Below are 13,127 nucleotides of genomic sequence, written 5' to 3'. Positions count from 1 at the left end.
CATCAGAAGTAATGACAATACGATAAAGAGGCGAGGACATATGACAGAGAAATTGTTTTACACAGACAGTCACCTGCAGGAATTTACTGCGGAGGTTGTGTCCTGCCGCCCGTGTGATAACGGATATGAGGCAGTTCTTTCAAGAACTGCCTTTTTTCCAGAAGGCGGTGGACAGGCAGCAGATACCGGAGTGATTGACGGGATCAGAGTATATGATGTACAGGAAAAAGGAGAACAGATCTTTCACTATCTGGAAGGAGAACTGGAAGAAGGAAAGACCGTGACCGGTCAGATCGACTGGGACAAACGTTTTTCACGGATGCAGCAGCACAGTGGAGAACATATCGTATCGGGAATCGTTCATGCACGTTTTGGATATGATAATGTGGGATTCCATTTGAATGATGAACTGTGCACTCTGGACTTAAGTGGTCCGCTCACGAAGGAGGAGCTTCGCGAGGTGGAAAATGCGGCAAATGAAGCGGTATTTGCAAATGTACCGGTTCAGATAAGTTATCCGTCCAAAGAAAAATTGAAGACGTTGGATTACCGCAGTAAGATAGAGATTGACGGCCAGGTGCGTATCGTGACGATACCGGGATATGACGTGTGTGCCTGTTGTGCACCGCATGTGTATTTTACCGGAGAGATCGGTCTTATCAAACTGGTGCAGAGTCAGAATTATAAAGGCGGTATCCGGATTACTATGCTGTGCGGAAGAAGGGCACTGAAGGATTATCAGCAGAAAGAAGAAAGCGTGAAGGCGATCATGGGAAGCCTTTCAGCGAAGGAAGAATTGATTGCTGAAGCAGTTGAACGCGTAAAAGAGGAATGTACACAGCTGAAGAGTGAACTTGCAGAGACAAGATATCAGATTCTTGAAGCACAGGCAGAAAAAATTCCGGAGGGACAGAAAAAGGTCTGTATTTTTGATAGCAAATTAAGTGGGAATGAACCACGTGAGCTTATGAACCTTGTACTGAAAAAAGGAACAGAAGTATGTGCGGTATTTGCAGGAAACGAAGAGAGTGGATACCGTTATGTGATCGGCAGTGAGACAGAGGATGTGCGCCCGTACAGCAAGATCCTCAAAGAACAGTTTGACGGAAGAGGCGGTGGAAAACCGGTCATGGTACAGGGTTCTGTAAATGGAAGTGAAGAGGCAATCCGAAAAGTTTTTGAGTAAGAGAAGGCGGAGATGAAGAATGCGAGACAGGAAAACAGGGAGAATTATCTGGTATTTGTTCAGTGCGGTTCTGATCAAATGGGGTGTGGAGATCGCAGTAGCGACATTTGCACTTTCCTGCGGTCTGCACAGCAACATGGGAATCGGGGCGATATCTTCGATCATTACGATTCCGATGATTGGGTGGATCTACAGGAAGGATCAGGGACGTTACGAAAAAGAGCAGGAATCCTGGTGGAAATATAAAGCCGCTTCCGGATACGGAATGTGGTTTGTCATGCTTCTTGGCGCAGTGACTGCATGTGTGGCAATGAATGATATTGTCATGTTGATGAATATGCAGAAGATCAGCAGAGTTTACCAGAGCATGGAGCAGACCATCTACAGTACGCCACGCTGGCTTCAGATGGTGGGAGCCGGAATGCTGGCTCCGATTGCGGAAGAACTTGTTTATCGGGGCATGATCTATCGGCGGATGAGAGAGAGCCTCACAGCCATGCAGGCAGGTGTGTTTGTGTCAATCCTGTTTGGAGTGGGGCATGGTAATCTGCCACAGGGACTTTACGCGATGGTACTTGGATTTCTGCTTGCCGGTATTTATGAGAAATTCCGGAATATTGCAGCTCCAGTCCTGTTCCATATTGTTGTGAATATTACGTCATTATTGCTTTCGTGGTATGGAGGCTTTGAATGGATCCTGGGAACAGAGGGAAAAGCAGTTGGAATTACTGTACTGGCTACGTTGATTACTGTTATAATTTATGTAAAAATAAAAAATATAAGACAGGAAATACGATAATTAACTGAAAAATACTGGAAAAGTTCGCGAAATAAATAATATCTGACGATTTCTGTATAATTAGGGGTTTACTTTTGCAGACAAATGCTGTATAGTGTTAAATCATAAAAGCAACAACAAAACCGTTTTACAGAAAGGGCAGGTTATATGAGCGTAATACAACAAAATACAGAACAAGGCTTATACAGCCCTGATTTTGAGCATGACAACTGCGGTATCGGAGCTGTTGTGAACATCAAAGGGCAAAAGAGTCATGATACAGTCGCAAATGCGCTGAAAATCGTAGAAAATCTTGAACATAGAGCTGGCAAGGATGCCGAAGGGAAGACAGGAGACGGTGTAGGAATACTGTTACAGATTTCGCACAAGTTCTTTACAAATGTCTGTCGTCCCCTCGGCATCTTTTTAGGTTCTGAGAGAGATTACGGTGTGGGAATGTTTTTCTTCCCACAGGACGAACTGAAAAGGAATCAGGCAAAAAATATTTTCGAAGTCATTGTCGAAAAAGAAGGACTGAAATTCCTTGGATGGAGGGAAGTGCCGATCCGTAAAGAGATCCTTGGAAAGAAAGCACTCGAATGCATGCCGTGCATTCTGCAGGGATTTATCGAACGACCGAAAAAAGTAAAACAAGGACTGGATTTTGACCGCAGACTTTATGTGGTAAGAAGAGTCTTTGAACAGAGCAGTGATGATACCTATGTAGCATCCCTGTCAAGCAGAACCATCGTGTACAAAGGAATGTTCCTTGTAAAACAGCTCCGGATGTTCTTTGAAGATCTGCAGAACCCGGATTATGAATCTGCAATTGCAGTTGTACATTCCAGATTCAGTACAAACACTAATCCAAGCTGGGAAAGAGCACATCCGAACCGTTTCATCGTACATAACGGAGAGATCAATACCATTCGTGGCAATGCAGATAAGATGCGGGCCAGAGAGGAAAACATGGAATCCGAGCATCTGGAAGGAGAGCTTTATAAAGTCCTTCCGGCAATCAATACCGCAGGTTCCGATTCTGCCATGCTGGATAACACGCTGGAATTCATGGTGATGAGTGGCATGCCGCTTCCGTTGGCAGTTATGATCACCATCCCGGAGCCATGGGCACAGAATGCAACGATGTCACAGAAGATCAAGGATTTCTATCAGTATTACGCAACGATGATGGAGCCATGGGACGGACCGGCATCCATCCTGTTCTCAGATGGAGATATTTTAGGAGCCGTACTTGACCGAAATGGGCTGAGACCTTCCAGATATTACATCACAGATGATGATACACTGATCCTTTCTTCTGAGGTTGGTGTTCTGGATATCCCGCCGGAGAAGATCGTAGTCAAAGAAAGAATCCATCCAGGTAAGATGCTTCTTGTTGATATCGTTCAGGGGCGTGTCATCGACGACCAGGAACTGAAAGAAGAATATGCGGCAAGGCAGCCTTATGGTGAATGGCTGAACAGCCAGCTGGTAAATTTAAGTGATTTAAAGATTCCAAACCAGAAAGTACCGCAGTATTCGAAAGAAGAATGCCAGAGATTGCAAAAAGCATTTGGCTATTCTTATGAAGAAGTAAAGACTTCGATTTTGAATATGGCAATGAATGGAAGTGAAGGAATCGGAGCTATGGGTATCGATGCACCGCTCGCCGTTCTTTCTGAGCAGCATCAGTCTCTGTTTGGATATTTCAAACAGTTATTTGCACAGGTAACGAACCCGCCGATCGACGCGATCCGTGAAAAAATCGTGACTTCGACAACGGTATATGTCGGAGAAGAAGGAAACCTTCTGGAACAGAAAGAAGAAAACTGTCATGTACTAAAGATCAACGATCCGATCCTGACAGATACCGATCTCCTGAAGATCCGTAACATGAAAGTCGACGGTTTCCGTGTGGCAGAAATTTCTACTACCTATTATAAAAATTCCAGCCTGGAAAAAGCGATCGATTATCTGTTTATTCAGGTAGACCGTGCGATCCGTGAAGGTATGAATATCCTGATCTTAAGCGACAGAGGTGTGGATGAATATCATATTGCAATCCCGTCCCTGCTTGCAACCTCAGCGGTTCACCAGCATCTGGTAAGAACTAAGAGAAGAACAGAGGTTGCCATGATCCTTGAGACCGGAGAACCAAGAGAAGTACATCATTTTGCAACCCTTTTGGGATATGGTGCATCTGCGATCAATCCGTATCTTGCACATGAATCGATCAAACAGCTGATCGATACAGATATGCTTCAGAAAGATTATTATGCAGCAGTCAATGATTATAATGAAGCTGTTATAAGCGGAATTGTCAAGATTGCATCGAAGATGGGAATTTCCACGATCCAGTCTTATCAGGGATCCATGATCTTTGAAGCGATTGGATTAAAACCGGAATTCATTGAAAAATATTTCACCGGAACTGTCAGCCGTGTCGGTGGTATCGGACTGGAAGAAATTGCAAAAGATTATATGGCAAGACATTCCGAGGCCTTTGATCCGCTGGGACTTTCCGTAGATCTGACGTTGAACAGTGTGGGACAGCACAAGTCGAAGAGCGGTGGTGAAAAGCATCTGTACAACCCGAGAACGATCCATATGCTCCAGCAGTCTACAAGGCGCGGGGATTATGAGATGTTCAAGCAGTACACACAGATGGTTGATGAAGAATCCAAAGGAATCACACTCCGTGGACAGATGGACTTCAATTATCCAAAGAAAGGGATTCCGCTTTCAGAAGTAGAGAGTGTGGATTCGATCGTGACCAGATTCAAGACCGGTGCAATGTCTTACGGATCAATTTCAAAGGAAGCACACGAAACCCTTGCCCTTGCAATGAATGCGCTGCATGGCAAGTCAAACTCCGGTGAAGGTGGAGAGGATATCGAGCGCCTTGGAACCGACAGAGGCTCTGCGATCAAACAGGTTGCCAGTGGACGTTTTGGTGTTACAAGCAGATATCTTGTCAGTGCAAAAGAGATCCAGATCAAGATGGCGCAGGGAGCAAAACCTGGAGAAGGTGGACATCTGCCGGGGGGAAAGGTTTACCCTTGGGTAGCAAAAACCAGACATTCTACGCCGGGTGTGGGACTGATCTCACCGCCGCCGCATCACGATATTTACTCGATCGAAGATCTGGCACAGCTGATCTATGACTGTAAAAATGCAAACAAGGATGCAAGAATTTCTGTCAAACTGGTATCTGAAGCCGGTGTCGGAACGGTTGCAGCTGGTGTTGCAAAAGCTGGGGCCGGACTGGTTCTGATCTCCGGTTATGACGGAGGTACAGGAGCAGCACCGAGAAGTTCTATCCATAATACCGGACTTCCGTGGGAGCTTGGACTTTCTGAAACACATCAGACACTGATCCAGAACGGACTGAGAGAAAGAGTCCGTATCGAGACAGACGGTAAGCTGATGAGCGGCCGTGATGTGGCGATCGCAGCACTTCTCGGTGCAGAGGAATTTGGATTTGCGACGGCACCGCTTGTAACCATGGGGTGCGTAATGATGCGTGTATGTAACCTGGATACCTGTCCGGTCGGAATTGCAACACAGAATCCGGAACTGAGAAAGAGATTTGCCGGAAAACCAGAATATGTCATCAATTTCATGCGTTTTATCGCGGAAGAATTAAGAGAATATATGGCAAAACTTGGCATTCGTACTGTGGATGAACTGGTGGGAAGGACAGACCTTCTGAAAGTGAGAGATGTGCCGACATCCAAACGTGCCGCAACACTGGATCTTTCCAGAATCCTCAATAATCCGTATGCAAAAGAGAAGAAAGGCATGATCTTCAATCCGAAGAAAGTCTTTGATTTTGAACTAAATAAAACACTGGATGAAAGAGTTCTGGTAAAGGAACTTCTTCCGTCACTGGAAAAGAAACAGAAGAGAATCCTGGAGCTGGATGTAAAAAATACAGACCGTACATTCGGCACAATCTTCGGTTCTGAGATTACAAGACGTTATCCGGACGGACTGGAAGAAGACAGCTATGTGCTGAAATGTAAGGGCGCAGGCGGACAGTCATTCGGAGCATTTATACCAAAAGGTCTGACACTGGAACTGACCGGTGACAGCAATGATTATTTTGGAAAAGGACTTTCCGGTGGTAAACTGATCGTTTATCCGCCGACTGGTGTGAAATTTAAAGCTGATGAAAATATTATTATTGGTAACGTAGCGCTTTATGGTGCAACAAGCGGAAAAGCCTATATCAATGGTGTGGCAGGCGAACGTTTCTGTGTCCGTAACTCCGGAGCAACAGCAGTTGTAGAAGGGGTCGGTGATCATGGATGCGAATATATGACTGGTGGACGGGTTGCAATTCTTGGCAAGACCGGAAAGAACTTTGCAGCAGGTATGAGTGGCGGTGTTGCTTACGTTCTGGATATGGACAGTGATCTTTATACAAAAGTCAACAAACAGATGGTTAATATCGAAAAAGTAACATCTAAGTTCGATGTATCTGAATTGAAAGGTATGATCGAAGAACATGTAGCAGCAACCAATTCCGAGACGGGAAAAGAAATCCTGGATCATTTCAAAGAATACCTGCCGAAGTTTAAGAAGATCATTCCGCGTGATTACGAGAGAATGCTGACCCGCATCCTTCAGCTGGAAGAAAAAGGTCTCAGCAGCGAACAGGCAAAAACCGAAGCATTTTATGCGATCAAAGAAGGAAGATAGGAGGCCAAAAACGTGGGAAAAGCAACAGGATTTATGGATTATGACAGACGCGATGCAGAGTGCGAATCTCCAAAAGAGAGAATTAAGCATTTCCGGGAATTCCACACGCCTCTGTCAAAAGAAGAGCAGGAAATACAGGGCGCCAGATGTATGGCATGCGGCGTCCCGTTCTGCCAGGCGGGACAGATGATCGCAGGGATGGCAAGCGGCTGTCCTCTGCATAATCTGGTGCCGGAGTGGAATGACCTGATTTATCACGGCAACTGGGAAGAGGCATATTACCGGCTGAAAAAGACAAACAATTTTCCGGAATTTACTTCCAGGGTATGCCCGGGACTTTGTGAGGCGGCATGTACCTGCAACCTGCACGGAAGCCCTGTGACGACTAAAGCAAATGAATATGGGATTATTGAAAATGCTTACGAAAAGGGATATGCAAAAGCATGTCCGCCGAAAGCGCGTACCGGCAAAAAGATAGCGATAATCGGTTCCGGACCTTCCGGTCTCACAGTCGCAGATCAGTTAAATAAACGAGGACATCTGGTAACAGTATTTGAGCGGGAAGATAAGCCGGGTGGACTTCTCCGCTATGGAATCCCGAATATGAAGCTGGAAAAACAGTTCATCGACCGGAAACTTGCAGTAATGGAAGAAGAAGGCATCTGTTTTGAAACTGGCTGCAATATTGGAAAAGATAAGAAATCTGCAGAACTTCTGAAAGCGTTTGACCGGGTGGTGCTTTGTTGCGGTGCATCCCATCCGCGTGATATAAAAGTACCCGGAAGAAATGCGAAAGGAATCTACTTTGCAGTAGATTTTCTGAAATCAACTACGAAATGTCTCTGGAAAAATGAGATGCAGTTGAAAGAAGGCGAATATATTTCTGCAAAGGGCAAAAATGTAATTGTCATCGGTGGTGGCGATACGGGAAATGACTGTGTTGGAACGTCGATCCGTCATGGTGCAAAATCCGTTCTTCAGCTGGAAATGATGCCGAAACTTCCGGATGAGAGAAGCGCTATGAATCCATGGCCGGAGTGGCCGAGAGTCTGCAAGACAGACTATGGTCAGCAGGAAGCAATTGCTCTCTGGGGACATGATCCGAGGGTTTATCAGACAACGGTAAAGGAATTTGTTAAAGATAAGAATGGAAATCTTTGCAAGGTGGTTCTTGTGAAACTGGAAAGCAAGAAGGATGAAAAGACCGGACGTATGATGATGGCAGAGGTTTCAGGAAGTGAGTACACGGTAAATGCAGAACTGGTGCTGATCGCAGCGGGGTTCCTCGGAAGTGAAGATTATGTGACAAAGGCATTCGGTGTGGAAGTCAATGAGCGCACGAATGTTAAAACAGCTCCGGGTGAGTATAAAACGAATGTGCCGAATATATTTACGGCAGGAGATATGCACAGAGGACAGTCGCTGGTTGTGTGGGCAATCCGGGAAGGAAGAGAAGCGGCACAGCAGATAGATCTGGATCTGATGGGGTATACGAATCTGTCAGTACAGTAATTAGTGGCGTTTGATTTTATGAAGGCGTAGCCCGCCGCAAGGTGTAGGAAGTGGTTCCTGCACCTTGCGGCGGGCTACGCCTTTAATGAAAATGTGCAATAGATTTATTTTTCAGGTACGATTTCTAACCAGTAGCCGTCTGGGTCTTCGATGAAGTAGATGCCCATGGACTCATTTTCGAAACAGACGCAGTTCATTTCTTTATGGTGTGCGAGGGCGGCATCCATGTCGTCTACGGTGAAGGCGAGGTGGATTTCGTTGTCACCGAGGTCGTATGGGCGGTCCATGTCGCGAAGCCAGGTGAGCTCGAGCTGATGAACGGAGCTTCCATCACCGAGGTAGACGAGCTTAAAACTTCCGTCAGCAGCATCTTTTTCGCGGACTACGGTGAGTCCGAGTGCATCTTTGTAGAATTGAATTGATTTTTCAAGGTCACGTACATTTAAGTTGTTATGGTTGAATTTGAAATTCATAGTGGAATCCTTCTTTCTTATTTAGTATTCTAGATTTATTGATTATGAAGTCAGTTTAGCATAAATAATAAGGATTACGCAAGGAATGGTTATTAGGAGTGATAACGAAAATATCAGTATATTATGATACCCTAGTAGAATATTACAAAAATGTTAAATTGTATTGCAAAAAATAGAAAAATGGTATATAATCGAGCACAGGGTTAGGAAAATAATTAGTAAAAAAATATAGGATGGGTGATTATGAGAAAATTTAAACATGTATTTGTGGCATCTGTTCTTGCAAGTTCACTGGTAGTTACGCCAGTATTTGCGGATGATGTCAGCAATCTGCAGAATAGTAAAAATGCAGCACAGAGCGAAGTGGATTCTCTTCAGTCAGAATTGCAGACACTAATTGAAAAAATGAGTAAGCTGGAAGATGATCTGGTGTCAACAGGTCAGCAGATCACACAGGCACAGGATGATCTTACTGTTGCTGAAGAAAAAGAACATCAGCAGTACGAAGATATGAAGAAGCGTATCAAGTATATGTATGAAGAAGGCAACTCGACTGCGATTGAGACTCTGATCAGTGCTGAGAATTTCTCAGACTTGCTTAACAAAGCAGAGTATGTTCAGAACGTACATAGTTATGACAGAAAGCAGCTTCAGGAATATATTGATACCAAGCAGCAGATTGCAGATCTGAAAGCACAGCTTGAAGAAGATCAGGCGAATCTGGAGTCTATGCAGTCTGATTATGAAGCAGAGCAGACGACGCTGAGTAATACGCTGGAATCTAAGAAAGAAGAAGTCGCAGATCTGGATGAACAGCTTCAGGCAGCTGTAGCAGCAGCTGAAGCAAAGAGGCAGGCAGAAGAAGCTGCAAAGGCAGCAAAAGCAGCTGAGTCAACAAAGTCAAATTCGACCGTTGCATCGACAAGCAACAGTGGTTCACAGACTGTAGGTAATACAACAAATAATAATGGTAATAACAACACAACCGTTACACCGAGTGCACCAAGTACCCCGACAGTGACTCCGGATACAAGTAATAATAACAGCAGTAGTGATAACGGTGGAAGTACATATGGCAACGGAAGCGCTATTTTAAGTGCAGCAGCAGCATACCTTGGAGTTCCTTATGTATGGGGCGGTACTTCGGGAAGTGGTGTTGATTGTTCAGGTCTTGTATACCTGGCACATCAGGCATGTGGTATTCCAATTACACGTAACTCATACAGTCAGGGAAGTGGCGGACAGGCAGTGTCAGACCCACAGCCGGGTGATGTTGTATGTTACGGAGGACATGTGGGAATCTACGCAGGAGGTGGACAGATGATTCATGCACCGCAGCCGGGCGAGGTCGTATGTTATACAAGTGTTGATTATGCATACCACTGGTATAGAAGATACTGGTAAGATATAAGAGTTTTAGCGTAAGTAAAAAAATTTTTTTGCGGAAATCGACGAAAACGTACATAATTCCGTGGAAAGTTAAATTGAAAAAATTCAAAAAATCGACGAAAACGTACATAATTCCATGAGAAGTTAAATACTGATTTTTGCTAAAAACTTGAAAAACGTACAAAATAAAAGAGATTTTCATTTGGCATAGGCCATTTGAAAATCTCTTTTTTGAAACTATTTTATTAACCTAAAAAAACTTCTTTTTTCTACGGCGTCCTTTGCAATAAGGACAGGATTCCCGATGTCTCTTTTGATAGAAAACTTTATCAGCTGGACTCAATGGATATTTATGTTCAGAGCTTCTTTTACAGTTCCACCAAACCTTTTGTGAATATGTATCTAATATTTCATCGGGATTTACAAGGCAATAGTTTGCAATAAAATCCCAATCTTCCATTAAATCAGGATGAAGCGCGGCAAAGGATGTTTTTCCAGGAAGTGCTTTACGACCAGAGCAATAAGGGCAATCTGTAACTCCATTTATAACATCGATGATTCGAGCTGAATAATCTTCATGGCAGATAGGGCAAGTCCAAGTGGCCACATAGGTATTAGGAAGAACATGATCAGCTGAAAGCTTGTTTTGCTTTGACCACATGTTAGCGATATCAGGATATTTAACAGCCAGACTATTAAATCCGGGAAGCACTTTTTTGTTGTTACAATAAGGGCATTCTACTTTGCCATTTATTACTTTATTAATCCGGGCAGGATAATCTCCATGGCAAGTAGGACAAGTCCAGAATGCCATAGTAGTATTAGGAAGGGTTTGATCAGCAGACAAGTTATTTTTGTCGGACCACATAGCAGCAATATCAGGATATTTGGTAGCCAGACTATTAAATCCAGGAAGTAGTTTTCTGCCGTTACAATAAGGACAATCAGCATTCCCGTCTACGACCTTGTTAATAGGAGCATTATAGTCGCCATGACAAACAGGACAAGTCCAGACAGCATTATTACCATTTACAAGTGTTTCGTCTGCTGAAATTTCGTTTTTCTCAGACCATATGGCAGCAATATCTGGATGTTTTACAGCAAGTGTATTGAATCCAGGAAGTGGATATTTCTCAGAACAAAATGGACATTCTTTCCCATTTACTATTTCTTTAACATAGGCACCGTATTCTCCATGACATGTATTACAGATCCATTTAAGCCAACGCCTGGAATCATAAAAAAGTTCATCGGGTTTCCATATATTATTTGGAGAATATATTGGAATATATTGTGGATAATAATCTGCAAAAGTATTGATGCCCTTTACAAGTTTTGTACCTCTACAAATGGGACATTCAATACCGGCTTGATTAATTCTACCAAAGGAATCCTCGCGAATATGTCCATTTTTGCATTTCCATGAGACTGAAATAGTACTGTAAGGAGCTACAGTATATGGATCTACGGTATTTGTATCTGCGTAGGCTTCCAGATATTCGGGGAATTTACTGGCAAAGCTTTCATCTGGAGATGAGTTTGTCCCAGAACATTTTGGACAAATAGTAGTTATGTCATCAAGAGCACGGATTACAGTTGCAATATATGCCGTAAAATCGGTATGGCAATCGGGACATCTCCAATAAAATAATCTACTTGAAGCCTGTCTGGGAGTAATATCGTCTAATGGACAAATATTACGCTCCATATTATATAAGTCTACTAATTTTGGATGAGATAAACTATAAGGTATTCTCCGCGTATTACGATCTTTACAAGAAGGACATTCAAATACATATTTATTACCTAGCATATCGGTGCCAATTCTTCCAACTATCGTACCGTCCCATTCATAATCACATTTAGGACAATGAAAATGTACTTTTTGATCAGAAGAAATACGGCATTTTCGAATGTCAATTCCGTTTGCTTCGTTAGTTTCAAAATCATAATAATCTGAGAATTCTGGAACTAGAGTTAATACATCATTTATTCCAGGTATGATTACATTATGAGCATCACAATTTTGCCATCCTTTCTATCGAGTCTGGTAGTGATTGTTGAACTCCATTCATAACCACAATCAGGACATTTCCACCAGTAGTAAGTGCTTTGATCACCTATACGAAGAGATAAAGGATCAATTCCTACATTTTTTTCAAAATCATAAAGACGTTTTAAATCAGGAAGTAAAGTGAGAGCATCATTTATTCCGGGAACGAACTTTTTTAAATTTTGGCAACATGGACATTTGCTGTTTTTTGACCGATCTCTCGATCTTATTCCGGCAGACCAACTGTAACCGCAATCAGGACATTTCCAGTAAGCAGCAATATCACTGGCAGAAGAAGTGGTTGAAGGATCTAAGCTATTTTTTTCGTTATCCCAAAACCGCATTAGAGTTGGGGACTCAGAAACAAAAGGAACATGCTGTCGGGTTTTTCGATTTTTATGATCACAGCCAATAATTCTATAAGAATCTCCTTCTTTCAAAATTTGAGAATTTATAATAGTTGTCCATTCACGTCCGCAATCAGGGCATTTACAAGCTATCCTTTCCCGTGATGACCATCCCTGATGTTCGATATCGATATTCTTATTTTTTTCAAAATCATAAATCTTTTTTAGCTCAGGAACCAGAGTGAATACATCATTTACTCCAGGCTGAACGGATTTATTGCTATCGCAGCTTGGGCATTTTCCTTTGGCATCATATCTTGACTGTGGGCTGGTTGGCCATTCTTTCCCACATTTTTTACATTTCCAAAAGAATTTCTTTTTAGAAGATATAAGAATCGTTGCAGGATCAACGGTATTCTTATTAAAATCCCATTGCTCCATTAAAAATGGTACATCTTTAATGGTATCGGGTCTTTTCCCTGTTCCTTTGCAGGCAGGACATTTCCCTTTGGTGCGGGTACGGGTACGAGGCGTTGTAGGCCATTCGTATCCACAGAGTTTGCATTTCCAGTAATATGGGAGACGAGAAATAGAAGAAACCGTTTTTGGATCTTCAGGATTTTTATCAAAATCCCATAGTTCCAGCATTTCTGGAACATCAGCAATTGATTTAAAATCTGACATT

At 43.1% G+C, this 13,127-nt stretch carries 8 protein-coding genes; 5 read left to right on the top strand and 3 right to left on the bottom strand.

Going from position 1 to position 13,127, the window contains the following annotated elements:
- The first annotated feature begins 40 nt into the window (after window positions 1-40).
- The 4 genes from PGZ10_RS00865 to PGZ10_RS00850 all read left to right on the top strand — a co-directional run bounded on the left by PGZ10_RS00865 (window position 41) and on the right by PGZ10_RS00850 (window position 8,180).
- Window positions 41-1,186, top strand: coding sequence for an alanyl-tRNA editing protein (locus tag PGZ10_RS00865; RefSeq protein WP_022219956.1), 1,146 nt, complete (start codon window positions 41-43; stop codon window positions 1,184-1,186).
- Between the two features lie 19 nt (window positions 1,187-1,205).
- Window positions 1,206-1,985: a CPBP family intramembrane glutamic endopeptidase gene (locus PGZ10_RS00860; protein WP_270205256.1), complete on the top strand. Its 780-nt coding sequence runs from the start codon at window positions 1,206-1,208 to the stop codon at window positions 1,983-1,985.
- Between the two features lie 147 nt (window positions 1,986-2,132).
- The gene (gene gltB / locus PGZ10_RS00855) at window positions 2,133-6,668 is read left to right on the top strand and encodes a glutamate synthase large subunit (protein ID WP_270540491.1); all 4,536 of its coding nucleotides are present in this window, start codon (window positions 2,133-2,135) and stop codon (window positions 6,666-6,668) included.
- Window positions 6,669-6,680: 12 nt separating this feature from the next.
- Entirely contained in the window at window positions 6,681-8,180 is a 1,500-nt protein-coding gene (locus tag PGZ10_RS00850; protein WP_270540488.1) for a glutamate synthase subunit beta, read from the top strand.
- A gap of 104 nt (window positions 8,181-8,284) precedes the next feature.
- On the opposite strand, the gene PGZ10_RS00845 is transcribed toward PGZ10_RS00850, so the two are convergent.
- The gene (locus tag PGZ10_RS00845; protein ID WP_117556070.1) at window positions 8,285-8,653 is read right to left on the bottom strand and encodes a VOC family protein; all 369 of its coding nucleotides are present in this window, start codon (window positions 8,651-8,653) and stop codon (window positions 8,285-8,287) included.
- A gap of 243 nt (window positions 8,654-8,896) precedes the next feature.
- Between PGZ10_RS00845 and PGZ10_RS00840 the strand changes: the two genes are divergently transcribed.
- Window positions 8,897-10,057: a C40 family peptidase gene (locus PGZ10_RS00840; RefSeq protein WP_270540487.1), complete on the top strand. Its 1,161-nt coding sequence runs from the start codon at window positions 8,897-8,899 to the stop codon at window positions 10,055-10,057.
- A 235-nt stretch (window positions 10,058-10,292) separates the two neighbouring features.
- Here PGZ10_RS00840 and PGZ10_RS00835 read toward each other — a convergent pair whose 3' ends face one another.
- Complete coding sequence (locus PGZ10_RS00835; RefSeq protein WP_270540486.1) at window positions 10,293-11,750, bottom strand: zinc-ribbon domain-containing protein; 1,458 nt, start codon at window positions 11,748-11,750, stop codon at window positions 10,293-10,295.
- A 296-nt stretch (window positions 11,751-12,046) separates the two neighbouring features.
- Window positions 12,047-13,126, bottom strand: coding sequence for a zinc-ribbon domain-containing protein (locus tag PGZ10_RS00830; RefSeq protein WP_270540485.1), 1,080 nt, complete (start codon window positions 13,124-13,126; stop codon window positions 12,047-12,049).
- Window position 13,127: the final 1 nt, after the last annotated feature.

The sequence above is a fragment of the Coprococcus sp. AF102-57 genome, assembly GCF_027686195.1.
GTDB classification, from domain to species: Bacteria; Bacillota; Clostridia; order Lachnospirales; family Lachnospiraceae; genus Allocoprococcus; species Allocoprococcus comes.
The sequence above is the reverse complement of the archived record's forward strand: the minus strand, read 5'-3'. Positions and strand labels throughout refer to the sequence as shown.